The 24353-nt window shown below is 64.4% G+C and carries 39 protein-coding genes and 1 tRNA gene; all 40 read left to right on the top strand.

All coding sequences use genetic code 11. The features are described from left to right. The first annotated feature begins 2 nt into the window (after positions 1-2). Positions 3-824 (top strand): ParB/RepB/Spo0J family partition protein, encoded by an 822-nt coding sequence (locus MPPM_RS23655; protein WP_096487155.1) that lies wholly within the window; start codon positions 3-5, stop codon positions 822-824. Continuing rightward, complete coding sequence (locus MPPM_RS28610) at positions 821-973, top strand: hypothetical protein (RefSeq protein WP_173807946.1); 153 nt, start codon at positions 821-823, stop codon at positions 971-973. The genes MPPM_RS23655 and MPPM_RS28610 overlap by 4 nt, the downstream gene beginning before the upstream one ends. Further along, positions 970-1122: a hypothetical protein gene (locus MPPM_RS28240; protein WP_157914267.1), complete on the top strand. Its 153-nt coding sequence runs from the start codon at positions 970-972 to the stop codon at positions 1120-1122. Before MPPM_RS28610 ends, MPPM_RS28240 begins: the two co-directional genes overlap by 4 nt. A gap of 1 nt (position 1123) precedes the next feature. Beyond that, a complete protein-coding gene (locus MPPM_RS23650; protein WP_096487154.1) occupies positions 1124-1609 on the top strand; it encodes a helix-turn-helix domain-containing protein in 486 nt (161 codons plus the stop codon). Next, positions 1606-1803: a hypothetical protein gene (locus MPPM_RS28235; protein ID WP_157914266.1), complete on the top strand. Its 198-nt coding sequence runs from the start codon at positions 1606-1608 to the stop codon at positions 1801-1803. Before MPPM_RS23650 ends, MPPM_RS28235 begins: the two co-directional genes overlap by 4 nt. 379 nt (positions 1804-2182) lie before the next feature. After that, positions 2183-2497, top strand: a complete 315-nt coding sequence (locus tag MPPM_RS23645; protein ID WP_244573394.1) for a hypothetical protein — start codon at positions 2183-2185, stop codon at positions 2495-2497. After that, on the top strand, positions 2494-2931 hold the full coding sequence (locus tag MPPM_RS23640; RefSeq protein ID WP_096487152.1) for a RusA family crossover junction endodeoxyribonuclease: 438 nt from the start codon (positions 2494-2496) through the stop codon (positions 2929-2931). Before MPPM_RS23645 ends, MPPM_RS23640 begins: the two co-directional genes overlap by 4 nt. Further along, positions 2928-3614 (top strand): DNA-methyltransferase, encoded by a 687-nt coding sequence (locus MPPM_RS23635; protein ID WP_096487151.1) that lies wholly within the window; start codon positions 2928-2930, stop codon positions 3612-3614. Before MPPM_RS23640 ends, MPPM_RS23635 begins: the two co-directional genes overlap by 4 nt. Next, on the top strand, positions 3611-3754 hold the full coding sequence (locus tag MPPM_RS28230; RefSeq protein WP_157914264.1) for a hypothetical protein: 144 nt from the start codon (positions 3611-3613) through the stop codon (positions 3752-3754). Before MPPM_RS23635 ends, MPPM_RS28230 begins: the two co-directional genes overlap by 4 nt. Then, positions 3751-4065 (top strand): hypothetical protein, encoded by a 315-nt coding sequence (locus MPPM_RS23630; protein WP_096487150.1) that lies wholly within the window; start codon positions 3751-3753, stop codon positions 4063-4065. The genes MPPM_RS28230 and MPPM_RS23630 overlap by 4 nt, the downstream gene beginning before the upstream one ends. Positions 4066-4210: 145 nt before the next feature. Continuing rightward, positions 4211-4402, top strand: coding sequence for a hypothetical protein (locus MPPM_RS23625; protein WP_162296279.1), 192 nt, complete (start codon positions 4211-4213; stop codon positions 4400-4402). Next, entirely contained in the window at positions 4399-5157 is a 759-nt protein-coding gene (locus MPPM_RS23620; protein WP_096487148.1) for a helix-turn-helix domain-containing protein, read from the top strand. The genes MPPM_RS23625 and MPPM_RS23620 overlap by 4 nt, the downstream gene beginning before the upstream one ends. Beyond that, entirely contained in the window at positions 5154-6635 is a 1482-nt protein-coding gene (locus MPPM_RS23615; RefSeq protein WP_096487147.1) for a DEAD/DEAH box helicase, read from the top strand. The genes MPPM_RS23620 and MPPM_RS23615 overlap by 4 nt, the downstream gene beginning before the upstream one ends. Beyond that, the gene (locus MPPM_RS23610; RefSeq protein ID WP_096487146.1) at positions 6616-7557 is read left to right on the top strand and encodes a DUF7146 domain-containing protein; all 942 of its coding nucleotides are present in this window, start codon (positions 6616-6618) and stop codon (positions 7555-7557) included. The genes MPPM_RS23615 and MPPM_RS23610 overlap by 20 nt, the downstream gene beginning before the upstream one ends. Then, complete coding sequence (locus MPPM_RS29395; RefSeq protein WP_432419829.1) at positions 7554-7757, top strand: NrdR family transcriptional regulator; 204 nt, start codon at positions 7554-7556, stop codon at positions 7755-7757. Before MPPM_RS23610 ends, MPPM_RS29395 begins: the two co-directional genes overlap by 4 nt. Before the next feature lie 19 nt (positions 7758-7776). Beyond that, the gene (gene nusG, locus MPPM_RS23605) at positions 7777-8472 is read left to right on the top strand and encodes a transcription termination/antitermination protein NusG (protein ID WP_096487145.1); all 696 of its coding nucleotides are present in this window, start codon (positions 7777-7779) and stop codon (positions 8470-8472) included. A 309-nt stretch (positions 8473-8781) separates the two neighbouring features. Continuing rightward, a tRNA-Thr gene (locus MPPM_RS23600) sits at positions 8782-8857 on the top strand. 573 nt (positions 8858-9430) lie between these two features. After that, positions 9431-9652, top strand: a complete 222-nt coding sequence (locus MPPM_RS23595; RefSeq protein ID WP_096487144.1) for a hypothetical protein — start codon at positions 9431-9433, stop codon at positions 9650-9652. Further along, on the top strand, positions 9649-9780 hold the full coding sequence (locus MPPM_RS29250) for a hypothetical protein (protein ID WP_280176337.1): 132 nt from the start codon (positions 9649-9651) through the stop codon (positions 9778-9780). The genes MPPM_RS23595 and MPPM_RS29250 overlap by 4 nt, the downstream gene beginning before the upstream one ends. Before the next feature lie 231 nt (positions 9781-10011). Beyond that, entirely contained in the window at positions 10012-10281 is a 270-nt protein-coding gene (locus tag MPPM_RS23590) for a hypothetical protein (RefSeq protein WP_157914261.1), read from the top strand. Positions 10282-10519: 238 nt separating this feature from the next. After that, positions 10520-10681: a hypothetical protein gene (locus MPPM_RS28225; RefSeq protein ID WP_157914260.1), complete on the top strand. Its 162-nt coding sequence runs from the start codon at positions 10520-10522 to the stop codon at positions 10679-10681. Then, positions 10674-10958, top strand: a complete 285-nt coding sequence (locus MPPM_RS23585; RefSeq protein ID WP_096487142.1) for a hypothetical protein — start codon at positions 10674-10676, stop codon at positions 10956-10958. The genes MPPM_RS28225 and MPPM_RS23585 overlap by 8 nt, the downstream gene beginning before the upstream one ends. 293 nt (positions 10959-11251) lie before the next feature. Further along, positions 11252-11719 (top strand): hypothetical protein, encoded by a 468-nt coding sequence (locus MPPM_RS23580; protein ID WP_197705061.1) that lies wholly within the window; start codon positions 11252-11254, stop codon positions 11717-11719. Then, positions 11700-12956: a DNA-packaging protein gene (locus tag MPPM_RS23575; protein ID WP_244573393.1), complete on the top strand. Its 1257-nt coding sequence runs from the start codon at positions 11700-11702 to the stop codon at positions 12954-12956. Before MPPM_RS23580 ends, MPPM_RS23575 begins: the two co-directional genes overlap by 20 nt. 26 nt (positions 12957-12982) lie before the next feature. Then, positions 12983-14497, top strand: a complete 1515-nt coding sequence (locus MPPM_RS23570; RefSeq protein WP_096487141.1) for a DUF1073 domain-containing protein — start codon at positions 12983-12985, stop codon at positions 14495-14497. Between the two features lie 19 nt (positions 14498-14516). Then, positions 14517-14735 (top strand): hypothetical protein, encoded by a 219-nt coding sequence (locus tag MPPM_RS23565; RefSeq protein ID WP_096487140.1) that lies wholly within the window; start codon positions 14517-14519, stop codon positions 14733-14735. Between the two features lie 15 nt (positions 14736-14750). Further along, positions 14751-15590, top strand: a complete 840-nt coding sequence (locus tag MPPM_RS23560; protein WP_096487139.1) for a phage head morphogenesis protein — start codon at positions 14751-14753, stop codon at positions 15588-15590. Between the two features lie 79 nt (positions 15591-15669). After that, positions 15670-16152 carry a phage prohead protein gene (locus MPPM_RS23555; RefSeq protein ID WP_157914258.1) on the top strand — a complete coding sequence of 161 codons (483 nt, stop codon included), beginning with the start codon at positions 15670-15672 and terminating at the stop codon, positions 16150-16152. Positions 16153-16155: 3 nt separating this feature from the next. Continuing rightward, positions 16156-17544, top strand: coding sequence for a DUF2213 domain-containing protein (locus tag MPPM_RS23550; RefSeq protein WP_096487137.1), 1389 nt, complete (start codon positions 16156-16158; stop codon positions 17542-17544). Between the two features lie 31 nt (positions 17545-17575). Then, positions 17576-18100, top strand: coding sequence for a structural cement protein Gp24 (locus tag MPPM_RS23545; protein ID WP_096487136.1), 525 nt, complete (start codon positions 17576-17578; stop codon positions 18098-18100). Positions 18101-18179: 79 nt separating this feature from the next. After that, positions 18180-19220 carry a DUF2184 domain-containing protein gene (locus MPPM_RS23540; RefSeq protein WP_096487135.1) on the top strand — a complete coding sequence of 347 codons (1041 nt, stop codon included), beginning with the start codon at positions 18180-18182 and terminating at the stop codon, positions 19218-19220. An 11-nt stretch (positions 19221-19231) separates the two neighbouring features. Continuing rightward, positions 19232-19756 (top strand): STY1053 family phage-associated protein, encoded by a 525-nt coding sequence (locus MPPM_RS23535; RefSeq protein WP_096487134.1) that lies wholly within the window; start codon positions 19232-19234, stop codon positions 19754-19756. 10 nt (positions 19757-19766) lie between these two features. Next, a complete protein-coding gene (locus MPPM_RS23530; RefSeq protein WP_096487133.1) occupies positions 19767-20168 on the top strand; it encodes a DUF4054 domain-containing protein in 402 nt (133 codons plus the stop codon). Continuing rightward, complete coding sequence (locus tag MPPM_RS23525; RefSeq protein ID WP_096487132.1) at positions 20168-20668, top strand: hypothetical protein; 501 nt, start codon at positions 20168-20170, stop codon at positions 20666-20668. The genes MPPM_RS23530 and MPPM_RS23525 overlap by 1 nt, the downstream gene beginning before the upstream one ends. After that, positions 20665-20910: a hypothetical protein gene (locus MPPM_RS23520; protein WP_096487131.1), complete on the top strand. Its 246-nt coding sequence runs from the start codon at positions 20665-20667 to the stop codon at positions 20908-20910. The genes MPPM_RS23525 and MPPM_RS23520 overlap by 4 nt, the downstream gene beginning before the upstream one ends. Then, complete coding sequence (locus MPPM_RS23515; RefSeq protein WP_096487130.1) at positions 20910-21326, top strand: hypothetical protein; 417 nt, start codon at positions 20910-20912, stop codon at positions 21324-21326. Before MPPM_RS23520 ends, MPPM_RS23515 begins: the two co-directional genes overlap by 1 nt. Further along, entirely contained in the window at positions 21307-21945 is a 639-nt protein-coding gene (locus MPPM_RS23510; RefSeq protein ID WP_096487129.1) for a phage neck terminator protein, read from the top strand. The genes MPPM_RS23515 and MPPM_RS23510 overlap by 20 nt, the downstream gene beginning before the upstream one ends. Positions 21946-21947: 2 nt before the next feature. Beyond that, complete coding sequence (locus MPPM_RS23505) at positions 21948-23444, top strand: DUF3383 domain-containing protein (RefSeq protein WP_096487128.1); 1497 nt, start codon at positions 21948-21950, stop codon at positions 23442-23444. A 13-nt stretch (positions 23445-23457) separates the two neighbouring features. Beyond that, entirely contained in the window at positions 23458-23913 is a 456-nt protein-coding gene (locus MPPM_RS23500; RefSeq protein WP_096487127.1) for a tail tube family protein, read from the top strand. 7 nt (positions 23914-23920) lie between these two features. Then, positions 23921-24319, top strand: a complete 399-nt coding sequence (locus MPPM_RS23495) for a phage tail assembly chaperone (protein ID WP_096487126.1) — start codon at positions 23921-23923, stop codon at positions 24317-24319. Positions 24320-24353: the final 34 nt, after the last annotated feature.

The raw sequence follows: 24353 nt of genomic DNA, 5'->3' as shown, positions 1-24353 counted from the left end.
CCATGCTGCCTCAAGACCTTCCGATTTCGCACGTCTTCACGCGGCAGGACGCGCGCAAGATTGATGAGGCCGCCGTGCGCGGCCTCATGGAGAGCATCCGCGAAATCGGGGTCATCAATCCGCTTCGGGTACGCCCGGCGCGGAAGCACGTGGATGGTGAGGACACCGACGCCTACGAGGTTACGGCAGGCTCTCACCGCCTGCGTGCGTGTCGCAAGCTGGGCCTGGAACTCGTGCCTTGCATCGTCGTCGCTGACGACGACCTCCGCGCCGAGTTGGCCATGATCGATGAAAATCTGATGCGGGCAGAGTTGTCGCCTGCTGACCGGGCTCGTGGCACGGCTCGCCGCAAGGCAATTTACGAAGAGCTTCACCCCGAGACTCGGCACGGCGTCAATCAACACGACAGCAGTCGCCAAGTTGGCGACTGCTCTGAGAGGTTCAGCGCGGAGACCGCCGCAGCTACCGGGCGCTCTGAACGCGCCGTGCAGCGCGACGCCGAGCGTGGCGAGAAGATCAGCGAGCGCGCCCTTGCTCTCGTGGCTGGCACACACCTCGATAAGGGAAACTACCTCGACAAGCTCAAGAAGCTCGGCCCGAATGAGCAAGAAGCGCGCGTTCAACGCGAGTTGGCCGCTGTTCAGGCGCCGCGCAAGCCAATCGGTCCATCCGACCCGCCCCGCAATGATTTCGAGATCATCAACAAGGATCACCGCGCCCTCGTGCGTGCATGGGAGAATGCGCACCCTGATGCGCGCGAGAAATTTCTGACCGACATCGGCGCTGTGCTCGACACCCCCGTCTTCGACCGGGGGGCGGCATGAGCCCTCGCGATATCCGACTCTGCCGCATCTTCGGTGCCTTCGGCCTCGCGATGGTCCTGGCGACCTTCGCTGTCTGCGGCGGTCTCGCCATCGCCTCCGCCAAGCGCGGTGATCTCTTCCCTCAGATGCATTGGAGGACTGAGCGGTGATCTCGCTGTGGTTCGCATCTCTGGCGGCCCTGTTCGCTCAGCGTGCGGCTGTGGTCGGCAGCTTCGAGCGTGAAGAGCACGGCATCGTCATCGCCATTCCCGGCTCGCTTCTGGCTGTCGGCGCTGTCCTCCTGCTGGTGGGGCGCTGAGATGCACCCCGATTTCCAACGCGGCGAAGCCTACGGCGAGCGGTTCGATGACGAGATCGTCGCCGCTCTTGATGATGGGCTGAACGGCTATCAGGCAGCGGCCCGCATCGGCATCAGCCGAGACTTCGTGGTCAAGCGCGCTCGCGAACTCGGCTTTGAGAACGCTTGGCGGCAGAGGCGCCGCCCCGTGTCCGGCAGAGATCCGCTGCGCCCGACGAAGCGACCCGGCAAGCCGTCGAAGGCTGCGGCATGCGCTTATGCGTCCCGTCCTGACGATCATCCGACGCGGCTCGCTCGCTCGCTTCGCCGACAGCTTCTCGTCGTTGATCGTGATGGCCTGGACCCGTCCCATGGGGTCGCTTGCCTGCATGCGGCGGGTCTGACGCTGGACGAGATCGAGCGGTTCACGGGCGTTCCGGTCCCGGCCGTGATCGCCGCTGTTCGCCGGCACTGCTCGCTCTCGACCTTTGCCGAGGTGCGGGCATGACCGCCCCCTCAAAACTCATCCTCGGCTGCCAGATGCGCCCAATACGGATGCATCTGCATGAAGCGCGGATGCGGCTCGGCCAGGGCTGCGAAGCCAAGGGTGGCTTGCACCTGTCGCATCTCGCGTCGGACGGCCTGCCAGTAGACCCGCTTTCTCGCGGCTCGGTCTGGCATCGCTCGGGCGAGGCTGCGTGATGCTACCCGCCTCATCGTCCGCCCTCAATCACCAGCCCGCCGTGCATTCGCACGAGCCGGGCCATTTTCTGACGACCTCGCTTGCCGGCTTGGTCGTCTCCTTTGTCCGCCGTCTGCCTTGCCGGGCTTTCGGCTTTCCCCTGCGCGTCCGCTCCAGCCTGCAAGCTCTCGGCCGCGCCGTTTTCAGTGTTGCGTACCCGATCCGTCCTTTCTGTCTGCACCGCTCGAACCCCTCTGTGACGCTCACAAGCTCACACGGAGGATTGTTTGAGTGCGGACAAAAATTGCCCGGAAACGAACAATGACGACCGCTGCCGATCTCGCGTTCCCTCGCGTCGGTGCTCTCGTTGATCTCGCAGAGCGCCGCAGCGGCTCGCGGATGAACGCCTACGACGACGTTGGCCGGAAGATCGGCGCGACCGCTTCATGGGTGCGCAAGTTCCTCGGCCGTCAGCCGATCCGGCTCGACGCCGACACCTTCCTCAACATTCACGCCGCCTACCGCGCCGAGTGCGACCGGTTGGAGGCTCAAGCCGAGTTGGAGTGGGCGCGTTTTCGCGCGCTCGGAGAGGGCGACGATGCGATGGCTTACGAGGCGGATCGATCTCTGGATGGCCCGACAGGGGGTCGCTCATCGCACGGCAAGGAAGCCGCTGCCCTGGTGGCTCCGCTGGTGGATCAGGGCGCGAAGTGACTAGCGCCGCTCGCCTCCGCGCCGCGACGACGCTCGCCGCCTTCAACCAGCGCCAGGACGCCGAGCGCGTCGTCCTGCGCCTGCCGGTTCCGGTGAGCGTCAACGACATGCATGCGCCTCGCAAGGGCGGCGGCATCCGGCGGTCAGATCCTTACAAGGATTGGCTCAGGGACGCCGGCTGGCGCCTTGCAGAGCAGCGCCCCGGTCGCATCAGTGGCCGATACGTCCTGCATCTCGGATTGCCGCGCGAGCGCAACTTCGACCTCGATAACTTGCTGAAGGTCACTTCGGATTTTCTTCAGATCCACGGCGTGATCCGCAACGACCGCGCCGCCGAGCACATCGGCCTCTGGTGGCAAGACGAGACATCCGAGGTGGTTGTCGTCGTCGCCCCTGCGGCTGGCCCTATCAGCATGCCGGAGGTGAATGCGTGACTTATCGCGTCGAACAGATCTCCGATGATGTGCAGATCATCTGTGGCGACAGCAGAGAGATCGTGCCGACGCTGCCGGTTCCTGGCGCGCTCGCAACCGATCCTCCTTACGGCATGGCTTTTCGGTCCAACTTTCGAGCGGTGAAGCACGACGCGATCGCCAACGACAAGGACGATGCCGCGCTCATCTGGTGCTGCAGCGTGCCGGTCTTGCACTCGCGCTACATCTTCTGCCGGTGGGACAATCTTGTCTCAGTGCCAAAGCCGAAGAGCCTTGTCACCTGGGTCAAGAACAACTGGTCGATGGGTGACTTGGAGCACGAGCACGGTCGGCAGACCGAAGTCGCGCTCTTCTATCCTGGCCCGGAGCATCGCTTCCCGAAGGGGCGTCCGAACGACGTCATCATCGCTCCGCGCACGGGTAATGAGCATCACCCGACCGAGAAGCCGGTCCAACTGATGCTTGCTGTGCTGGAGTGGACGGAAGGACTTGTCCTTGACCCCTTCTGCGGCAGCGGCACGACCGGCGTGGCCGCAGCCCGTCTCGGGCGCCCGTTCGTTGGCATCGAACTGGACCCGAAGCACTTCGACACCGCCTGCAGGCGTTTGGAGAAGGCTGCGGCCCGTCCGGACATGTTCGCGGCGGCTCGTCCCGAGAAGGCGCAGCAGCGGGCATTCTTGTGATCTCCTGGCTTCGCTACGCCCGGCACGCGGACGTGCCGACCATGGAGGCCGCCGGCTGGCGCAACCTCGGCCCTCTGCCGGGCAATCACGGCCATTGGTCCGTGCTGATGATCTGGGAAGGGGAGGGAGAGCCGTCATGAGCGCCCCCCTGTCCTTCGCCGAATTGCAGCGCCTTGAGCGCCTTGTCGAGTGGAACGAGAACAGCGCCAGAAGCTGCTCCGACCTCGCTGACGGCCTTGAGGCTCACGCTCGCCACGAAGCCAACCAAGGCCGCATTAGCGACGCCGAGGGCACCAAGGAAGCCGAGCGCCGCAACCGCGTCCGCGCCAAGGCTCACGCCGACACAGCGCGCTTCCTGACGCGCCTCCTGCCCCGCCACGACAGCGAGGCCACGACTTTCCGAGCCCATCTGAAGCCGAAGGACAAAGCGCAGATCCGTGCGCCGCCGTGACCTGACGCGCCTTCCCGTCCGTCACCGCCTCTCTGCAATCGAGCGCGTCTGCGCTTCTCGGAACGGCTTCGTCATGTCCGATGTCATGCCTAGGCTCAACGCCGATCCTGCTCTCTACCGAGCCGCGAACGACGCCCTGAGGGCGTTGCGCGACGACCTCGTGCGGCGCGCCAGAGGCTCCGGTGATTTCCGGCATGTGGTGGAGTTCGGCGAGAGCCTGATCCGCTACGGTGCCTCGACCGTCTCTCAGGCTTCCGGCCTGCCCTATGCCGCCGAGGTGGCATATCGGACGGCTGACGATCTCGTGGCTGCCTCCATGAAGGGAGGCGAGCAATGAGCGTCACCGCCATGAAGTGGGCCAAGCGCCAGCGCGTTCGCACGACGTGCCGTGTCGTCCTCAACGCGCTCGCCGACCGTGCCGACAAGGAAGACAAGTGCTGGCCGTCGCAGGCCCTGCTTGCCTCGGAGACGGGCCTAGCGGTTCGCACCGTCCGGCTCGTGCTGGCCGAGTTGGAAGCGGGCGGCGTCATCGTCCGGCAGCACAGAGGTAACGGCTACGGTGGGCGAGCGTCGGACCTTATCACCCTCATTACCGGGCATGACTTCGACCTGATGGTGGAGCCCGAACCGGCCACCGCCGAGGCCCCCTTAGCGGCACCAGGTGCCGGAAATAACAAAGGAGGTTACCGGCATATTAAGGACGGGTTAGCGGCATATGAAGGACAGGTTAGCGGCACCACGTGCCGGGGAAAGAACCTAACAGGAAACCAAAGGAACCTCCTTCCTAGCCGTGAACAAGGGTTTCAGGATGTAGCTCTGTACCCCACGCGATGGGCTGAGGCAGACGCCGACCCGTTCGGGGATTTCGACTACAGCCCCCCCTCATCTCGCGGCTCGGACAAGTCGGCCGACGATTGGCTGGCGAGAGCGGATGAGGCGCTTTACGGCTCAGGTGGCCCAGGACGGGCGAAAACCGATTTCGGCACCCTGCCTCACGACGAGGCGCTGAAAGCCGCCCTGAGTCGCCCTGCGCGATCTGGCGGGCATCCCACGGCTCGTGTCTGTCGTCGCACGGTGGAGGTGGCCCGATGAGCCGCACCCTCCACCCCCATCAGGTCAAGGCGCTCGACAGCCTTCGCTCCTCGCTCATGGCCGGCTTCCGCCGCCCGATGCTCCAAGCCAGCACGGGTTTTGGGAAGACCGTTCTGGCCGGCGCCATCGTCAAGAACGCCCGAGCTAAGGGCAAGCGCGTCCTGTTCGTCGTGCCCGCAATCGCGCTGATCGACCAGACGGTGCGCTCGTTCTACGCGGAGGGCATCCGTGACATCGGTGTGATCCAGGGCAATCACCCGATGACGAACTCGGCCGCGCCGGTCCAGGTCGCATCCGTTCAGACCCTCCAGCGGCGCGCGATCCCGCCGTTCGACCTGGTGATGATCGATGAGGCTCACCGCTGGTTCGAGATGGTCGGGCAGTGGATGCGCGACGACGGCTGGCAGAAGGTCCCCTTCATCGGCCTGTCCGCCACGCCTTGGACGCGCGGCCTCGGCAAGCACTACGACGACCTGATCCAAGTCACGACGACCGCCGAATTGATCGAGGCCGGCTATCTGTCGCCGTTCCGGGTCTATGCGCCGTCGCATCCTGACCTCGGCAAGGTCCGCACCGTCGCCGGCGACTACCACGAGGGCGACCTAAGCGAGGCGATGAACAAGCCCGCTCTGGTGGCCGACGTGGTTACGACCTGGCGCCAGCGCGGGGAGAACCGGCCGACCTTCGTGTTCGCCGTCGATCGGGCGCACGCCAAGCATCTTCAAGGCGAGTTCGAGAAGGCCGGCATCGGCTGCGGCTACATCGACGCCTACACGAAGCCGGACGAGCGGGAGGCGATGTTCAAGCGATTCTCTGCCGGAGAACTGCGCGTGATCGCCAGCGTTGGGTGCCTGACGACGGGTGTCGATCTAGACGTGCGCTGCATCTGCCTCTGTCGGCCGACACGCTCGGAAATGCTCTACACACAGATCGTCGGGCGGGGCCTCCGTACGGCGCCCGGCAAAGACCACCTAATCCTGCTCGATCATAGCGATTCCACTCTGCGGCTCGGCTTCGTCACGGACATCCACCACGACGTGTTGGACGATGGCCGCGAGCGCCAGAAGGCGGAGGCTCGGCAGAAGCCGGAAGCCCTGCCGAAGGAGTGCAGCGCCTGCAACTTCCTCAAGCCCGCCAAGACGCCGAAGTGCCCAGCCTGCGGGTTCAAGCCGGAGCGTCAGAGCGAGATCGTCTGCGAGGACGGGCAACTCGTGGAGATGACGCCGATCCGCAAGAAGGCGAAGGCCGACGAGAAGGCGTTCGTGTTCGGGCAACTCCGCTCCTACGCCAAGAGCCGGCGCCTCCGAGAGGGATGGGCCGCCCACAAATTCAAGGAAATGTTTGGTGTCTGGCCGAACGCGCACCGCCTCGCGCCGGACGTGGAGCCGACGCCCGAAATCCTCGGCTGGATCAAGTCCCGCCAGATCGCTTTCGCCAATCGCCGCAAGGAGCCGACCTATGCTGCCGCCGCTGAGTGAGCGCGCCCGCGGCCGGTGGGCGGGCTTGCTGCCGATGCTAGGCGTGGACAGCCGCTTCCTGTCTGGCCGCAAGAATGGACCGTGCCCGATTTGCGGAGGCAAGACCCGCTTCCGGTTCGATGACCTGGAAGGCCGGGGCACCTGGATCTGCAATCACTGCGGGGCCGGCGATGGTGCCGACCTCGCGATGCGGACGCTCGGCATCGACTTCAAGGAACTTGCCGAGCGGATGGCCCCTCTGATTGGCGAGGTTAAGCCTACAGCTCCGAGGAAGGGGCGAGACGAGGCAGACACCCGGAAAAGTTTGAACGCCCTCTGGCAAGCCTCCAAGCCGGTCAAGCGTGGCGATGCCGTTTCCCGCTACCTCGCGGCTCGGGTTGGCCTCGTTGCCGTGCCTGACTGCCTGCGAACGGTGGAGCGCCTGCGCTACTCGGACACCCCGCCGTCGTACCACCCCGGCATGCTTGCCAAGGTGGTTGCGCCAGACGGGCACGGCGCGAACATCCATCGCACCTATCTGACAGCGGACGGGCGGAAGGCGGACCTAGAAGCTCCCCGCCGTCTAATGCCCGGCCCGCTGCCTGATGGCTCCGCGGTTCGGTTGTTCCCGCCAGGGCCTATCCTCGGAATCGCCGAGGGCATCGAGACGGCCTTCGCTGCCGCATCGTTGTTCGGCATCCCGGTTTGGGCCGCTCTCAACGCGACGATGCTGGCGAAGTGGGAGCCGCCGCCGGGAACCGATGAGGTGGTCATCTTCGGCGATGCGGATGCCCAGTTCGCGGGGCAGCATGCCGCCTACACACTCGCCCGGCGCCTCTGCCGCCTGCTGAAACGGCCCGTCAAAGCGCGCGTCCAGATCCCCGAAACCCTCGGCTCGGATTGGTGCGACGTGTTCAACGAGGGTCGGAGGGCAGCCGCATGATCTGCTGCCCCGCCTGCGGCTGGCCAACCTCCCGCGTCCTCGACAGCCGGGACGCTCCCAACGCCATCCGTCGCCGCCGTCGCTGCCTCAGATGCGAGACGACATGGGCGACGCTCGAAACCGTCGAGATTTCATCGGATCGGCGAGTGCGCATTGCCGGGCGCCTCACCGCTCAAGTTCCCGCCTCACCTAACCCGTAGCCTTCGGAGGAAAGCCGCCATGACCAACAAGGAACGCCAGGCCCTCCGTCGAGCGGCTGCCCGCCAGAAGGCTCAGAAACGGGCCGTGAGGCGCAAAGTCGCCGTCAACATGCAGTCGGTGCGGGCAGGGGCCTATTCGGCCGCCAGGGAGACCCAGGATCGATTTATCGTGGACCCTGATCGGACATGGTACGTCGTCCGCGCCCTCCCGCGCCGTGCATCGTGGGCCGCCGAGCAGATTGCGGCGGTCGGCATTCCGGTGTTCGAGGCTCGCGAGGCGGTGCGTCTCGTGTCCGACATCGGCAAGGTTCGGACGGCGCTGATCCCGGTCCTGCGGCGCCTGCTGTTCGTCGGCGTCCGCAACTGGCAGGAGTTGAAGAAGGCCGAGGAACACCCCGGCGTCTACGACGACCGTACGGGCTTCGGCCGAAAGGGTACGGTCATGGGGCCAGGCGGTGCTCCGATGGTGATCTCGGCAGAAGAGCTTCAGAACTTCGCGGACTGCATCACTGGTTACGGCGGTGACATCGAAGCAGCTCGACGCATCCTGTTCGCTATCGGCGATGATGTGGTCGTGGAAGAGGGCGCCTTTACCGGGCAGTCGGGCAAGGTGAGCCGCGTGGACGAGCGCACAGGCCGGGTGAAGGTGGAAGTTCCATTCACGGGCGGGACCATCTGTGTTGATGTCCCCGCACAATCTGTTCGCGCCGCTTGACAGAACGAAATAGCGATGCATCTATGTCGGCAGGATACCTGCCGGCCAAGTCCTAGCGCCTCGCGCATGTTGACGGTCAGAGCGGCCCGGCCCACGGACCCCTAGGCCCGAGGCGAAAGGGTTGTTGTCCCTAAAATTCCAGTTTGGTGCGGCGACACGGTGAAAGGGCTTCGGCCCTGAGAGCGCACATAGACCCGCGCTCAATCTGCTGGCCGTAGGACGAGGCACCGCCGCTGCTCCGGCTCGGATGACACGCCTCGGATCGCAATGCGGGGTTCGGTAGCAGGCCCTGCCCGCATCAATCAGTTTGCCGACGTAGCTCAGATGGCAGAGCACCCGCCTTGTAAGCGGGCGGTCGCTGGTTCGATCCCAGCCCTCGGCTCCAAGCTCCCCGCCCAGGCATCGGACAGCGCTTCAAGCCTCGCGCCCCTTTGCACCCTGACGCTGACCGGTCTGGGCGGTGGCGAATTCGATGACGTGGTGCCCGCCGACTGTCACCTGATGACATAGGGGTGGCGGGTTGAATGAGGCCATGCGTCAAGCCCGTCATCGAAGCCTTCCGGGCGTCCGACAGTGGCGTTCCGCGAACCGCATCTCTGCTCCCCGTGGCGGAATGCGGTGGCTCCTAGGGCCACAGTCACGGGGTGCTCTGCGGCTGGGCGAGGGTCGCAGCTAAGACAATCGGCTCTGCGTCAGCGGGGCTGATAGCTCGCCCCGAATTCGAGTTCGATGACGGCGGCACGGAAGGACGTGCTGAGGGACAATGCAGGCGAGCGGGTGCCCGTTCGGCCCAAGGGTACACGGTCAGGTAGGCACGGTGCCGTGTGAAGCTACCCAGCTAAAAGCTGGATGCCAGATCCCTGATAAATCCTGCAAGCGCCACCTCGATAGACTGAGGCGGGCTACAGCCGGTGTCGAGTCCGGCCCGTCATCGAACCCCTCTCGCAGGACGAGCGCCATGGCTGACAAAGCGCTGATGGAGGTTGGCAGGCGCTTGTCGGAGCATCTGGCTCGGCATGGTGTTCGGCAGCCTGTTGTGGGCGCTGGCTCACGCGGCCTGTTCGTCTACGCGCTCAACTCCGACAGGCGCGCGATTGAGCGGCTAGGCGGATTGCCGGAATTCGAGGGCACACCCGTTCAGTACAGCTTCGGCGGCAGGTTCAAGGCTCAGGCGGCATGACCGAATCCGACCGCCGCCTCATCTCCCGCATCGCTCGCGACCACGGCCTCACGGAAGAAGCTCTCGCCAAGGCCGTCAGAGAGCAGAAGCGGAAGCCGAAGGGCGATCGGCATGCGGTGGGGGAGTGAGAGCATGCATATGATCGCCGTTCCCCGCGAGGCGCATGAGCGTCTGATCAGGGCCGCGCAGGAAGTCTGCCAAGCGCCTTACGCATCTGGCCGCGAGGCTGCTGTCGCAGAGCTTCGTGCTGCTGGCGTCGCATACGGCGAGGCGATGAGACGTTCGGGCTATCAGCGATCCCATCCCCACGGCTTGTTCGATGCTGCTGTCGTGCGGCACCAAGACGGCGGATGGGCCGCATGATCCTCCCCTCCGGCCTTTCCGCTCATAGCGCCCGCATGGATGACGCTCCGAATGTGAAGGGCGCTGTCGATATGGCGAAGAGGCTGCGACGGCGGGCGGCCATGGCTGAGTTGATTGCGCTGGACGCTGATCAGATCGGCAACGAAGACCCGGCCGAAGTGCTTGAAGCCGCCGCTGCCGCTCGTCGGGAGCTGGCCCGCGAAGACTTCGACTGTCACGCCCGGCTTCTCATCGGCTCGGCATACCGGGCACAGGATAGGCGGTGATGCCGCGGTTGGCCCTGTCTGATATTCAGGCTATGCCTCACGATGTTGACGAGGCTAGGCTCGATGCGTTGACGGATGAGGACATTCGTCGGTTCAAAGCGTTCGAAGGCTACGCTGACGCCCGGCCGGTCAAACGTTCAAGATTGCGCGTCACATTTCATATCTGCCAGCCAATCGAGATTGCCAAGCTAAGAGCCCCGTCCGTCAGTTCGACCCACTCGAAACAGGATAGGCGGTGATGGATTTCCTGTTCGGCATCCTCTCGACGGTCGTCTACGTCCTCGGCGTGACGTGCGCTGCCTTCCTCGGCGCGTTCGCCGCCTTCGTCGTCATCCTGTTCGTCGTCTCGGCCGTCGACGGCTTCGTGAAGGGGCGCCCTCAGGGGCATCGCCGTGGCTGAGGCCGTCGTTTCGCTCACCCTCCGCATGGACCCTGACGTCGGGAATATCATCGGCCGCCTGCACACCCTTATCGTGAGCGCCTATGAGCGTGGCGCGATCTCGTGGGTAGAGCGCCAAGAGATGATCGACACGCTCGGCAGGGAAGAGGCGCTGAGCTTCATTGACTTTCACACCTACGAGCTGCCGGTTAGCAAGGACCGATTGGTTGCCGGTGTCTTTGCGGAGCCTTCACAATCATTCCTCTCACGGCTAGGATTTGCAGATGCAGACCTGTGAGACGTGCCGGCATTGGCATGTTGATATGGACCGCTCAGTGGGCGACTGCCGCCTTTCTGAAAGTAGCGAGCACGGCGAACCACGTCAGGCCAACACGTTGGCTTGGGCCGTTGGGGAAGACTCCTGTGGTGAGGCTCAATGGGGCATCCTGCGAACGGCCCCAAGCTTCGGCTGCATCGCTCACGAGCCCCGCGAGTAGGCGGTGAAAGACCTCGCCCTTGTCTGGGCTCTCATCCTCGCCGCCAACCTCGCAATGGCTCTGACGGCTCGCAGGCTTCCGTAGGACAATCACCATGGGCTCAGAGACAGAGCCGAAGAAAGGGGCGGGCGGTCGGCCAACGAAGTACGATCCGGCGTTCTGTGGCGTGGTTGAGGCTGAGATGGCCAACGGCCTCTCACTCGGCGCTGTGGCCGGGATCATCGGTGTCGCAAGATCCACGATCAACGAGTGGATGGCTGAGCACCCCGAGTTTTCGGAAGCGGTATCGCGCGCGAAGGCAGGGCGCTTGCTTCATTGGGAGCGCGCTGCTCTGCGCGTTGCGACGACAGGCGGCGGTCCCGGAACTGCGACCATCATCGTCTTTGGCCTGAAGAACATGGGCGGTGACGAGTGGACCGACACGACGAAGACCGAATTGTCCGGTCCCGGCGGCGGCCCGATCAAGACCGAAGAGACGAGCGCTCGTGAACTCCTCTCTAGCAAGCTCGCTCGCCTCACTGCCGGCGGATCAAAGACAGGCGGTGCTGGCGAGCCTGAGTGAGGCTCAGTCCGAAGAACTCCTCTGGGACTGGCGCTTCTGGGCGCGGCCCAACCAGATCGCCCCTGACGGCGATTGGCAGACATGGCTGGCCCTCGCCGGCCGTGGGTTCGGGAAGACGGAGGCCGGCGCACAATGGGTGCGCGACCGAGTTAAGAACGGCGCCCGCAGCATCGCTCTGATCGCCGAGACGCAAAAGGACTTGGAAGAGGTGGTGGTGGCGCGGCTGATCGCGATCCACCCGCCGAAGGAAGCCCCGACGGTTCGCTACAAGCCGGTTCGCCTGATCTGGCCGAACGGCGCGGTGGCTCTGGGCTACAACGGCACCGAGCCTGATCAGCTTCGCGGTCCCGAGTTCGATACTGCCTGGATGGACGAGCTAGCGAAGTATCGCTACGCCCGCGAGATCTGGGACATGCTTCAGTTCACGATGCGCAGCGGCACTGATCCGCGCGTGTTCGTGACCACCACCCCGCGGCCGATCCCGGTCATTCGGGAGATCTTGGCGGATGCGGCGACCGTCGTCACCCGCGGTTCGACCTTCGACAATGCCGAGAACCTGCCGGCGCAGTTCCTCGCCCGACTGAAGGAGCGATACGCAGGCACACGGCTAGGCCGACAGGAGCTGGAAGCCGAAATCCTCGATGATGTGCCTGGCGCCCTCTGGACGCGGGCCATGATCGACGTTGCCCGCAAGGTTCGTGAGGCGCCACCGCTCGCTCGCGTGGTGGTGGGCGTAGATCCTTCAGGTACGGCGGGACAAGCTGACGGCGGCGACAGCATCGGCATCGTTGCGGCCGGGAAGGGGTTCGACGGCCGGGGCTACATCCTCGGCGATTGGACGTGCAAGCTTTCGCCCGCCGGGTGGGGGCGACGTTCGGTTGAGGCTTACGCGCACTTCAAGGCCGACCGCATCGCCGCTGAGCGCAACTACGGCGGCGCGATGGTCGAGAGTGTCATTCGAACGGCCAACCCGAACGTGGCCGTGAAGCTCGTCAACGCGACGCGGGGCAAGGTGGTCCGCGCCGAGCCGATCGCAGCCCTTTACGAACAGGGGCGTGTCTCGCACGTCGGCGAAGGGCTCGAAGCCCTAGAAGACGAAATGGTCTCGATGACCGGCGATGGCTTCCTCGGTGAGGGTTCCCCAAACCGAGTGGATGCGGCGGTCTGGGCGCTGACCGAACTGATGCTTGATGACGAAACCTACGACCCCGACATGTGGGCCAGCCTTCTGAACTAAGGGCGCGAGAGGACAGCACGCTGCCCATGACAGAGGAGATCACTAAGCCTCGCGTTCGTGTGCCGGCCGGCGTCCGTAGGACGACCGACGCCCGCACGACCGATAGCTTCCAGAATTTCGAAGCCGCGCTTGGTCTCGGCGCCGACAATCAGATGTCGAGTTCGCGCTACGGGATTACCCCGCTAACGCGTAACCGTGCCGAGTTGGAGGCGATGTATCGATCGTCGTGGATCGTGCGGCAGGCAGTCAGCGTGCCGGCTGACGACATGACGCGAGCGGGCATTGAGTTCTATGGCCTAGGTGAGAACAGCGAATCTCAGGAGCGCAACCCGCTTGTGCTTCAGAACGCTCTTGACCGGCTCGATGTCTGGGGGAAGCTGGCATCCACGATCCGGTGGGCCCGTCTTTACGGGGGTGCCCTAGCGGTCATCCTGATCGAGGGGCAGGATCTTACAACGCCACTTGATCCCGCCACGATTACGAAAGGCCAGTTCAAGGGCCTTCTGCCGATTGACCGCTGGGCGCTGACACCGTCCACGGAGACGGTGACTGAGCTTGGTCCAGACTTTGGGCGTCCGGTTGGGTACGCTGTCATTGCGGGCCAGAGTTCCGGCGCAGCGGTCGGCGGCCGGTGGATACACCACACCCGCGTGGTCCGCTTGGAGGGAAACGATCTTCCCTACTATCAGCGCCAAGCCGAAATGGGTTGGGGCATGTCAGTCGTGGAGACCTTCCATGACCGGCTGGTGGCCTTCGACTCCACCACACTCGGCATGGCCCAGATGGTCTACAAAGCCCATTTGCGCATTCTGAAGATGAAGGATTTGCGCAAGAACATCGCGACGGGCGGAAAGCCGTTCGCCGCTGCGCTGACGCAAGTCGAGTTGATCCGCCGCTTCCAGACGAATGAGGGTTTGACTCTTCTGGATTCCGAGGATGATTTCAGCGCGCTGAGCTATAACTTCAGCGGCCTATCGGATGTCATGGTTCAAATGGCACAGCAGATCGCTGGCGCCATTGATATGCCGATCGTGAAGTTGTTCGGGATGAGCCCTGCCGGCTTTTCAACCGGTGAAAGTGACCTTCGGTCTTACAACGATAATATCCACCTCTCGCAGGAAAGGGATCTGCGCCGACCACTAGAAGTCATCGCGCATATCACCTTCCGTAGCGAGTACGGCGAGGCGCCGCCCTCCACTTTCGGCTTCCGGTTCGCCTCGCTGTACGGACTGAACGACAAGGAAAAGGCCGAAATCGCAGTTCAAGTGGCAACGGCTCTTTCGACTGCCGAAGGGACTGCCGCTCTCAAGCCGTCGATTATCCTTCGCGAGTTGAAGCGCTCAAGCGAGACGACCGGCATTTTCGCATCAGTGAGCGACGACGACATTGCTCGTGCAGAGGCGGACGAGGCGGATACTGCCGCGCCGCCGCCGGAGAGTGATGAAGGTGACGGAGCCAAGCCCGTGAGTGAGCCGGGCGAGGTCAACGCTGACCCCAAGCGCATCTTGTCCCTCGTGCCCCGCATCCCCGCGGCAGCCTAGCGACGTATGGAGACGCATCATGACCGAGAAGAACAAGTCCACTGAGACGAAGCCGTCCGCTCAGGCCGTGACGGAGACGAAGCATTCAGAGCCGGTGCCGAACTCGGCCTCGACTGCTCCGGCCGTGCCGCTCGCGGGCGTGCCCGAAACGCCCCTGTCCAATGCCGGCATTGCCTCGACTGGTCCTGCGGTCCCGAGCACGGATCACACCGTGGAAAAGGCGTCTAACGAGGACTGAGCGCGATCACCGCAGATGGCGCAATCGCCCTACCGGCTCGACCCGCGGGCGTGTCCGTCCTGTCTTCGACCACGGCCGCCATTGCTGGATGGACAACGATCCGGTGTCCAGCATCGCGACCGCGGCCCATCACCTCGCTCTGCGTTCATCCGGGCGACCAAAATCGTCCAGATCTACGAAACCCGGCTCCGTTCAATCGCGAAGCACATCGGCGATATCCTCGGGGCGCACGACGTAGCATCGCTGATTGGTTCAAGCGCGGCTTCGGCGGCGCTCCGGCGCTATGCCGATACGGTCGCACCATGGGCCGAAGCCGTCGCCGAGCGGATGGTGCGCGAGACAGCGGCGCGAGACGAGAGAAGCTGGTTCAAGGTCGCGTCTCGCATGGGGCGCGAACTCAAGCGCGAGATCCAAGCGGCCCCGACCGGGCAGGTGATGAGATCACTTCAGACGGAGCAGGTGATACTGATCCGCTCCATTCCGCTTGATGCCGCTGAGCGGGTTCAAACGCTTGCGCGGGAAGGGCTGTCGCAAGGTATGCGGGCCGAGACGCTTGCCAAGGCCATCATGGAGGGCGAGGGCGTCTCGCGCAGCAAGGCAACCCTGATCGCCCGCACCGAGTGCGGACGCGCAGCAACGACGCTGACGCGCGCACGCGCCGAGCATGTTGGGTCCACACACTTCCGGTGGATCACCGTTGGCGATAGCGACGTTCGCGCCTCGCACAAGAAGCTCAACGGCAAGGTTTTCCGCTGGGATGATCCCCCAGTCTGTGACGAGCCGGACTTGAAGGCGCTCCCCGGCGCCATCTTCAATTGCCGCTGCTACCCCGAACCGATCCTCGACGACCTGTAGTCGCGGGCAAGGAACGCTCTCTATGTGCCAAGCCTGCGGAGGCGCCTGCGGGGCGCTTCCTTCGCGCCGCAGCGGTCTAGTGCTGGACGTCAATGTCGCGGGGCGCTCGCTGCGCATTCGTGATGCTGGAGGCGCGGCGCCTCTCTACGTCTCGCGTCCCTTGGACGCTGATAGCGCCTCCCGAATGACGGAGTGGGCACGGCGGTGCGGCTTCGTCGATCTCGTGCCGCAGGATCAAATGCATGTCACCGTGGCCTACAGTCGGGCTCCGGTTGATTGGTTCAAGTTTCCCTCTTGGTTCGCCGCCGATGACCTCGTTGTGCCAGCGGGTGGCCCGCGTCGCGTCGAGACGTTCGACGGTGATGTATCCGTCCTCCGCTTCGCCTCTGAACCCCTGAACCTTCGCTGGGATGAGTTTCGGCGCGGCGGATGCTCTTGGGATCATCCGAGCTACGCGCCGCACATCACGTTCGCCGGCCGCCTCGGTACGGCTGACCCGTCTCGCCTCAAGGCGTTCGCGGGTGAGTTGCGCTTCGGCCCCGAAGAGTTCGCTCCGATCTGAGCCATGACTGAGCGCCATCGTGTCATTGACGCGGCGATCATACCGCCGCGCCTCGAAACCACGCCTGAAGGCTTTTTGATCTGCCGCGACGTACCGCTCGCTCGAACGGGTGAGCAAACCTACTACGCGCACGAACTTCCGAGCATTCCTGCCAAGAACGGCCAGATCATCGCGGTTCGCGACGAGGATGAGGTTTTCTCCGAGGCGGCGATCGAAAGCTTCCGCGGCAAGCCCTTCACCGACGACCATCCCGATGAGGATGTCGATACGAAGAATTGGCGGACGCTCATGCGGGGCGTCGTCATGAACCCCCGGCGCGGGGAGGGTGAACTTTCCGACCGACTGCTTGGCGATATCATGGTCTATGACCCGACCACCATCGCCAAGATCAGGGCCGGCAAGCGCGAAGTCTCGAACGGCTACGATGCCGACTACGAGGCGATTGAGCCGGGGCGAGCCCGGCAGATCCGCATACGCGGAAATCACGTCTCGCTGGTCGATGAAGGCCGGTGCGGACCCTCCTGCGCCATCCGAGACAGGAAGCCTCTCATGACCAACCGAAAGACCTCCATTGGCGACATCCTCCGCCGCGCCTTCAAGGCTAAGGATGAGGCCGCCCGTGAAGAAGTCCTAGCCGAGGCGGATGCCGGCATGTCCGGCGACGAGTCGGCACACGAAGGCGATGGGCATCACATCGTCGTCAACGTCGGCAGTCCGCCGCCCGCCAAGCCCGAGGGCGAAGGCGACCAACCCAACCCGAATGACCCTGATGGGCTCCTCAAGGACGAGGAGGGCGATCCCGAGGAGAACAAGGACATGGACGAGGAGAAGGTCAAGGCGCTGATCGCCGAAGCGAATGCGCCGATCATGGAGGCGCTGACTGCGCTCACAGACAAGATCGAGCCGCTGCTGCCGAAGATCACCGAGACCGTGGAGAGGGTTGAGGAGCTGTCCGAAGCCGTCGATGACATGGCGGACCCGGAGGACATGGCGACTCAGGATGCCGTGGCACGCGCCGCGATCCTTGCTCCGAGCCTCAACCGCCCGACCAACGACGCCAAGCCTGGCTCCAAGTCGCACCGTGACGCGATGAGTTCCTTCAAGCGCGATGCGCTGAAGGCCGCGCTGACGACCGATGCGGGCCGTTCCGCTGTCGGCGCGGTGCTCGGTCACGTGCAGTCGCATCGCATCGCTGCGATGACCCCGGCCGAGGTCAACGTTGCTTTCCGCGCCTCGTCTCAGATGATGCTGGATAGCAATGCCGCGCGCACCGTCGATACGCTGCAATCGGCGACGTCCGGCTATGTCCGCGACGACAAGGGCCAGCGCCAGCGTGCCATGACGCCCGCCGACCTCCAGGCCCGCGCCAACGCTTATTACAAGCGCGGCTGATCCCCTCACACTCGAACTTAGGAGACAGCCGATGGCCGTCGTTCAGAACGTCTACGCCTATCGCATGCCGGCGGGCATCCCCGGCCGTGTGAACCGTGAGCAGGAGCATACCGGCGAGCCGAATGCTCTGGATGCAACCACCCCGCCCACCGCCTTCGGGGATGCCGTCAAGATCGGCGCAAATGGCCGTATCCAGGCGCTCGCCGCAGGTGACGCTGCCACTGCTGTGTACGGCCTGCTGGAAGCTGCCTTCCCTGGCGGTCCCGGCACGACCTACGGCGCGGAGACGCAGTTGCTCGGCAACACCACGCCGCAGCCCGGCAGCCGCTGCACCATTCTAAAGCGCGGGTACATGACCGTTCGCCTCCAAGGCGCCACGGCGGCGGCCAAGGGCGCACCGGTCTACATCCGGCTCGGCGGCACCATCCCGGCCGGCGGGCGCCTCAATGGCTTTGAGGCCGCTGCCGACTCCACCAACACCATCCTGCTGACCGGCGCCTACTGGATGGGCGCGGCGGACGCCGCAGGCAACTGCGAACTCGCCTACAACCTCTGAACCTACGGCGGCGTCGGGCGACGGCCGTCTTTCCTGTCACGCGGGCACGACCACGTCGCCCCACGGAGATCACACAACCATGTCGTACGGTGTTTCCCCGATCCCCGGCTTCGGCCACAACGGCGGCCCGCCGCTCAACCGTCTCGGCTTCCGCACCTTCGATGGTGTCGGCCATCACGATGCGCGCACGATCGACAGCGCGGGTGTGTTCCTCCAGAGCGAGTTGGAGCGGCTTGACCCGATCCTGCACGAGCCGCTGGCGGGCTACACCTACCTGCGCGACGTCCCCCTGCGCCAGGATGTGACCATCGGCGACGAGGCATCCTCGTTCGCCAGTGTCGGCTACGCTGCGGCCGGCGGCATCAATCCGACTGGCGTCTCGTGGGTCGGCAAGACCTCCACTGCGATCACCGGCATCCAAGCGGACGTCGGCAAGATCGTGACGCCCCTGAACCTCTGGGCGATGGAACTTGCCTACACCATTCCCGAGTTGATCAGCTCGCAGCAGGTGAACCGGCCCATCGACCGCGTGAAGCTTGACGGCCTGAACCTCAAAGGCAATCAAGACGCCGATCAGATCGCCTACATCGGTGACGCGACGGTGGGCAGCTTCGGCCTGACCAACCACCCCGATGTGGTCGCGACCAACGCGGCGACGGGTGCGGGCGGCTCGGCCACCTTCGCGAGCAAGACGCCTCGCGAGATCCTGGCTGACTTCAACGCCGGTCTGATGGCCGCCTACACGGCGTCTGGCTTCACCATCGTTCCCAACAAGGTCGGTCTGCCGCCGATCCAGTACGGGCGCCTTCAGCAGATCGTCAGCGAGGCCGGCACTTCGTCGGTGCTGGAGTACCTGAAGAAGAACACCGTCGCCTCCTCCATGAACGGCGTCGATCTTGAGATCGTCCCGATGAAGTGGCTCGTGGGTCGCGGCGTCGGCGGCACCGACCGCATGGTGTTCTACACTCAGGACGAGTCGCGAGTGCGTCTGCCGATTACCCCGATGCAGAACACCCCGATTCAGTTCCGGGGGCTGCACTACCTGACCTACTACTACCGCCGCATCGGCTCGGTGGAGATCACCAACTCGCAGCTCGTCTACTACGTTGACGGAATCTGAGGAGGCGCGCGATGCAGGATCTCCACTTCGCCAAGCCATGCACCTTCACCGATGCCAACGGTGAAACCCGCGTGTTCGCGCCAGGCCGGCACAAGAACGTGCCTGCTGAGATCGCGGGGCATTGGTTCGTCCAGGCACATCTGGTCAAGGACACGGATGAGCCTTCCGTGCCCGAAACCGCGCCGCTCCAGCATGAGGAGCGGCTGAAGGTGAAGGCGGCGATCGATGCCGCTGAAGGACGTGCGGCAGGCTTTGAGGCCGAGCGCGATGCTGCGGTCGCCAAAGCGGAAGCGCTTGAGGCGGACAACGCCACCCTCAAGGCGCGGGTCGCCGAGCTTGAGGCGGCTCAGCAGTCGAGCGGTGAGGGCTCTGGCCAGAGCGGCGATAACGAGTTCGCCGGCAAGGTGCATGGCATCAAGCGTCGTCATCAGGGCAAGTTCGCCGTGGTGACGCAGGCCGATGGCAACGTCGTCGTTGACAGCCTCAGCAAGGCGGATGCCGAGGCTAAGGCGCGCGAACTGAACGCTCAGGGCTGAGGCACTTCCTTTGGCTCTCACCGTAGGTCAATTCCGCGAGATCTTCCCCGAGTTCGCGGATGAGTCCCGCTACCCCGACACCCGTATCGCCTTTGCGATCAGCGAGGCATCCCTGCGGCTCCTCCCGAACGTCTGGGGGGAGTTGCTAGACACGGGCATGGCCTACTTCGTGGCTCACCGCCTTGCGCTGGCCTCGCCGCTGACGCCTGCACAAGGCGGCGGTGGAACCGCTACAGCGTCGGTCGTGCCCGCCGCTGGGCTGGTGACATCGAAGTCGGTTGGCGGCGTATCCAAGTCCATGGACGTAAGCGTTGGCCAGACGGAAGGGGCGGGGGAATTCAACCTGACCTCCTACGGCCAGACGTTCGCTTCTATGGCGGCAACGGTCGCTGTTGGGGCGATGCAGTTCTGATGACTGTCGTCGTCACGCAGGATCGCACTGCCGCAGTGCTGGCAGCCCTGCGCGAGTTGACACGGAAAGAGGTGCTGATCGGCGTTCCGGCTGAGAATGCGGATCGGGACCCGGCGCCGGGAGAGGAGAACACCCCCAGCAACGCCGCGCTCGGCTACATCCACGAATTTGGCATGCCGGAGGAGAACATCCCGGCTCGTCCTCATCTTCTGCCGGCGGTGGAAGAGATCAAGGACAAGGCGGTGGAGCGCCTGCGAAAGGCGGGCCAGCAGGCTCTTTCTGGCAAGCCGGAAGAGGCCGAGAAGGCCCTGCATGTCGTGGGGTTGATGGGCCAGAACGCAGTGCGCGGGCGCATCACGAACGGTCCCTTTGCGCCGCTGTCACCCGTCACCATCAAGCGCCGCAAGGCCAAAGGCCGAACGGGCGAGAAGCCTCTGCTCGACACCGGCAACCTGCGCCAAGCCTACACCTACGTCGTGGTTTCGAAGGGCAGGAAATGAACACGCTGTCTATCGACATCTCGCGACCCGAGTTCGCAGAGTGTGCTGAGGATGCCGTTGCACAGATGATGAAGGTGTCGGAGGCGCTTCACTTATTGCAGCGCAGCCGTGCTTCTCTCTGCATGAAGGTAGACGGCGGCACGGGGCAGGCGCTTGTTATTTCCGATATTGGTATCACGTCGGATGCAATGAGCGGGGCTTGTCTCCGTATTGAGGTAGGCTTCAAAGCGGTCGGACCCTAATGGGGCACGCACTCCTCGACGTCACCGACGTTCTCGACGATCCCGACTTTCTCGACACCACCCTCGTGCTGGTTCGCCGCGTGGTCGCGCAGCAGCAGGATGGCACGGCGCGAGGTGTGGGCGGGCCAATTCCGTTCGCTGGCGTGGTGATCCCTGATGGTGGTCAGGAACTGATCCAGACCCCTGAGGGCAATCAGGTCCAGGGCGACATCACAATCTACACCCGCACTGCCCTGACGGCGGGCGACGCCAATTACGACGCCGACGTCGTGATCTGGAACGGCGCCGTTTACCGCGTGATCGCCACGAAGCCTTGGCTTTACGCCTCGGGCTACACGCAGGTCGTCGCAGCCCTGACCGATCTGAACCCGACTCCGCCAGGGACGACCGCGCCCGATGCCGGCTACCTCACCTAACACGAGCGCGAGCGGCGGCTTCCTCGGTCCGCTGACGTCGGCCCCAGATGATGACCTCGACCTTGACCTCTTCATGCAGTCGCTGGTGGTGGGCCTAACAGGTCTCAAGGGCGAGAATGTCCGCCCTCGATATGTGACGCTGGGCGATGACGAGAGGGCCACGCCTCGCAACCCGAACCAAAGGGACAACTGGGCGGCTGTCGGCGTCATGTCGATGGAGGCTGATGGGCAACCCGCCATGATCCACGACGGGACAGGTGAGGGGACTTCCACACAGGTCCAACATCTGACGCTTGATGTGCTGGCGAGTTTCTATGGCCTGCGCAGCTCGGCTCTCGCGGAACTGCTCCGGTCTGGCCTCTACGTCGCCCAGAACAGGGAAGCGCTGTTTCGGGTTGGCATGGGATTGATCGACGTCGGGGCCGGTCGGCACGTCCCCGAGATCATCAACACCAGCCCGCGCCGTCGCACGGACATCGGCTTCCGTCTCCGCCGCCGTGTCGAGCGCACCTACGCTGTCCGAAACGTGCTCGAACTCGACGGCACCCTCATCGGGAGGGGCGGGAGCCAGGACGGCGCCGTCACTAACCAGCAACCACTCAAGACGCCGAAAGTCTGAACATGGCCAAGGGATTGGACGTCTCCGGCGTCGTTCGCGTTTCCGTTACCCTCCAGCCGATCGCGGCTCAGGAGCGGAATTTCGGCACCGGCATCATCGTCGGCTCGTCGAACGTCATCGACGTCACAGAGCGCAAGCGCCTCTACACCTCGGCGGAAGCCATCGCGACCGACTTCGGCGTCGATAGCCCCGAGGCTAAGGCCGCGACGCTGTACTTCAGCCAGGAGCCGCAGCCCGAGATCGTCTATGTCGGTCGATGGGCTCAGACGGCGACGGCTGGCCTCCTGCGCGGTGCCACGCTCAGCCCGACGCAGCGGGCGCTTTCCAACTTCACCGCCGTCACCAACGGCTCGATGAAGGTCAGCGTCGATGGCGTTGAGCGCACGCTGACCGCCCTGAACTTCTCCGGCGCGCTCAACCTCAACGGCGTCGCTCAGATCGTGCAGGACGCTCTCGCTGCCGTCTCGACCGGAGCCACCGTGAAGTGGGACAGCGTTCTTGGGCGCTTCACCGTTCAGTCCGGCACGACCGGCGCGGCCTCGTCGGTGTCCTACGCCACGAGCCACACGACCGGCACCGACGTTTCCGGCCTGCTGCACCTGACTGCGGCCGACGCCTCTGCGCCCGTAATCGGCGTCGAGCCCGAGACGCTGCCGGCCTGCATCAGCCTGTTCGCGGACCTCGATAGTCGCGACTACACCTACCTGCTCGCGGTCAACACGCCGCCCGATGACGCGACCTATCTCGCCACTGCCGCCGTAGTTGAGGGGCTTGGTCAGAGCCATCTGTTCGGCATCACCATTCAGAACGCGAACGTGCTTGATCCAACCACGAGCGCGGACCTCGGCAGTCAGTTGAAGGACTCTGGGTTTAAGCGGACGTTCTGGCAGTACTCCGCGACCAATCCCTTCGCGCACGCTTCGTTCTTCGGCCGCGCCGCCACCGTCGATTTCGACGGCGCGGACACGACGATCACGCTCATGTTCAAAAAAGAGCCGGGCGTCATCGCTGAGACGATCGCCGAAAGCCAAGCGGCTACCCTGAAGGCCAAGAACGGCAACGTGTTCGTCAACTACAACAACGACACCGCCATCCTTCAGAACGGCGTGATGGCGAACGGCTACTACTTCGACGAGGTCCACAACCTCGACTGGCTCCAGAACACGATGCAGACGGCCGTCTACAACCTGCTCTACACGAACCCGACGAAAGTTCCGCAAACAGACGCCGGCATGGAGATGGTGAAAGCTGTCATCAAGAGCCGGTGTTATCAGGCGGTCAGCAATGGGATGCTCGCTCCCGGCGTCTGGACCGGCCCGAAGATCGGCTCGCTCAACACGGGCGATGTGCTTGAGAACGGGTTTTTCGTCTACGCTCCGCCGATTGCCACGCAGTCGGAGGCCGACCGCGCTGCTCGCAAGACCGTACCATTTCAGGTCGCCGTGAAGCTCGCGGGCGCTGTGCACGCGGTCATCATCAGCGTCGTCGCCAACCGCTAATCGAGGCCCAGCGATGCCCACCTATTCCTTCCAAGACGTCGTGGCCACGATCACTGGCCCCGGCGGCACGATCAATCTCTCCGATGAGTCGGTGGCCGATGAGGGCATCACCATTGAGATGATCGACGACAAGACGTCGATGACGACTGGTGCGGGCCGCGGCGCGATGCACTCGCTCCACGCCTCGAACGCTGGACGTGTGCGGGTGCGCCTGCTGAAGACCAGCCCGGCCAACGCTGCGCTGATGTCGATGATGAACTTCCAGTCCACGTCGAGCGCCTACACCGGGCAGAACGTCATCACGCTCTCCAACCCGGCTTGGGGCGACGACCACTCCTGCCGCCAGTGCGCTTTCGTGAAGCGTCCCGACAACGCCAACGGCAAGGACGGCGGCATGATGGAATGGAGCTTTAACTCGGCCGACGTGAGCAGTCAGCTCGGGCTCGGCATGATCGTCACGGGCGCGTGAGGCGGCGATGAACGAGTTCGAGGTTGACGGGCACACCTACCGCTCGAAGAAGATGAACGCGCGGACGCAGTTCCACGTAATGCGTCGCATGGCTCCGATCCTGGCGCCGCTCCAGTCGGTCGCTACGGGCGATCTGAACGGCACGCTGGTCCCTCTCGCGCAGGCGATCGGCAGCCTGTCGGATGATGCTTCCGACTACATCCTCGACCGCTGCCTTGAGGTGGTCGAGCGCAAGCAGGGCGAAGCCGGCTGGGCCAAGGTGAAGCTCGACGGCGGGCGCAACATGTTCGACGACATCGACCTGATGGCGCTCCTCCAGATCGCAGCCAACGTGCTCCGCGACAACTACGCCGTGCTTTTTCAAAAGGGCCTCGCCCTTCAATCGAACGGCGGGGCCTCTCTCTAGACGTTGATCTTGCCCAGATGCCAGAGGGCGAAGA

It is taken from the genome of Methylorubrum populi, from assembly GCF_002355515.1.
GTDB classification, from domain to species: Bacteria; Pseudomonadota; Alphaproteobacteria; order Rhizobiales; family Beijerinckiaceae; genus Methylobacterium; species Methylobacterium populi_A.
The sequence above is the reverse complement of the archived record's forward strand: the minus strand, read 5'-3'. Positions and strand labels throughout refer to the sequence as shown.

Excerpts from the sequence above, each read along its gene's own strand:
- MPPM_RS23655 (WP_096487155.1), top strand. The coding sequence starts at position 3 with ATGCTGCCTCAAGACCTTCCGATTTCGCACGTCTTCACGCGGCAGGAC.
- MPPM_RS28610 (WP_173807946.1), top strand. The coding sequence starts at position 821 with ATGAGCCCTCGCGATATCCGACTCTGCCGCATCTTCGGTGCCTTCGGC.
- MPPM_RS23650 (WP_096487154.1), top strand. The coding sequence starts at position 1,124 with ATGCACCCCGATTTCCAACGCGGCGAAGCCTACGGCGAGCGGTTCGAT.
- MPPM_RS28235 (WP_157914266.1), top strand. The coding sequence starts at position 1,606 with ATGACCGCCCCCTCAAAACTCATCCTCGGCTGCCAGATGCGCCCAATA.
- MPPM_RS23645 (WP_244573394.1), top strand. The coding sequence starts at position 2,183 with ATGAACGCCTACGACGACGTTGGCCGGAAGATCGGCGCGACCGCTTCA.
- MPPM_RS23630 (WP_096487150.1), top strand. The coding sequence starts at position 3,751 with ATGAGCGCCCCCCTGTCCTTCGCCGAATTGCAGCGCCTTGAGCGCCTT.
- MPPM_RS23620 (WP_096487148.1), top strand. The coding sequence starts at position 4,399 with ATGAGCGTCACCGCCATGAAGTGGGCCAAGCGCCAGCGCGTTCGCACG.
- MPPM_RS23615 (WP_096487147.1), top strand. The coding sequence starts at position 5,154 with ATGAGCCGCACCCTCCACCCCCATCAGGTCAAGGCGCTCGACAGCCTT.
- MPPM_RS23610 (WP_096487146.1), top strand. The coding sequence starts at position 6,616 with ATGCTGCCGCCGCTGAGTGAGCGCGCCCGCGGCCGGTGGGCGGGCTTG.
- MPPM_RS29395 (WP_432419829.1), top strand. The coding sequence starts at position 7,554 with ATGATCTGCTGCCCCGCCTGCGGCTGGCCAACCTCCCGCGTCCTCGAC.
- nusG (WP_096487145.1), top strand. The coding sequence starts at position 7,777 with ATGACCAACAAGGAACGCCAGGCCCTCCGTCGAGCGGCTGCCCGCCAG.
- MPPM_RS23595 (WP_096487144.1), top strand. The coding sequence starts at position 9,431 with ATGGCTGACAAAGCGCTGATGGAGGTTGGCAGGCGCTTGTCGGAGCAT.
- MPPM_RS29250 (WP_280176337.1), top strand. The coding sequence starts at position 9,649 with ATGACCGAATCCGACCGCCGCCTCATCTCCCGCATCGCTCGCGACCAC.
- MPPM_RS23590 (WP_157914261.1), top strand. The coding sequence starts at position 10,012 with ATGATCCTCCCCTCCGGCCTTTCCGCTCATAGCGCCCGCATGGATGAC.
- MPPM_RS28225 (WP_157914260.1), top strand. The coding sequence starts at position 10,520 with ATGGATTTCCTGTTCGGCATCCTCTCGACGGTCGTCTACGTCCTCGGC.
- MPPM_RS23580 (WP_197705061.1), top strand. The coding sequence starts at position 11,252 with ATGGGCTCAGAGACAGAGCCGAAGAAAGGGGCGGGCGGTCGGCCAACG.
- MPPM_RS23570 (WP_096487141.1), top strand. The coding sequence starts at position 12,983 with ATGACAGAGGAGATCACTAAGCCTCGCGTTCGTGTGCCGGCCGGCGTC.
- MPPM_RS23565 (WP_096487140.1), top strand. The coding sequence starts at position 14,517 with ATGACCGAGAAGAACAAGTCCACTGAGACGAAGCCGTCCGCTCAGGCC.
- MPPM_RS23560 (WP_096487139.1), top strand. The coding sequence starts at position 14,751 with ATGGCGCAATCGCCCTACCGGCTCGACCCGCGGGCGTGTCCGTCCTGT.
- MPPM_RS23550 (WP_096487137.1), top strand. The coding sequence starts at position 16,156 with ATGACTGAGCGCCATCGTGTCATTGACGCGGCGATCATACCGCCGCGC.
- MPPM_RS23545 (WP_096487136.1), top strand. The coding sequence starts at position 17,576 with ATGGCCGTCGTTCAGAACGTCTACGCCTATCGCATGCCGGCGGGCATC.
- MPPM_RS23540 (WP_096487135.1), top strand. The coding sequence starts at position 18,180 with ATGTCGTACGGTGTTTCCCCGATCCCCGGCTTCGGCCACAACGGCGGC.
- MPPM_RS23535 (WP_096487134.1), top strand. The coding sequence starts at position 19,232 with ATGCAGGATCTCCACTTCGCCAAGCCATGCACCTTCACCGATGCCAAC.
- MPPM_RS23525 (WP_096487132.1), top strand. The coding sequence starts at position 20,168 with ATGACTGTCGTCGTCACGCAGGATCGCACTGCCGCAGTGCTGGCAGCC.
- MPPM_RS23520 (WP_096487131.1), top strand. The coding sequence starts at position 20,665 with ATGAACACGCTGTCTATCGACATCTCGCGACCCGAGTTCGCAGAGTGT.
- MPPM_RS23515 (WP_096487130.1), top strand. The coding sequence starts at position 20,910 with ATGGGGCACGCACTCCTCGACGTCACCGACGTTCTCGACGATCCCGAC.
- MPPM_RS23510 (WP_096487129.1), top strand. The coding sequence starts at position 21,307 with ATGCCGGCTACCTCACCTAACACGAGCGCGAGCGGCGGCTTCCTCGGT.
- MPPM_RS23505 (WP_096487128.1), top strand. The coding sequence starts at position 21,948 with ATGGCCAAGGGATTGGACGTCTCCGGCGTCGTTCGCGTTTCCGTTACC.
- MPPM_RS23500 (WP_096487127.1), top strand. The coding sequence starts at position 23,458 with ATGCCCACCTATTCCTTCCAAGACGTCGTGGCCACGATCACTGGCCCC.
- MPPM_RS23495 (WP_096487126.1), top strand. The coding sequence starts at position 23,921 with ATGAACGAGTTCGAGGTTGACGGGCACACCTACCGCTCGAAGAAGATG.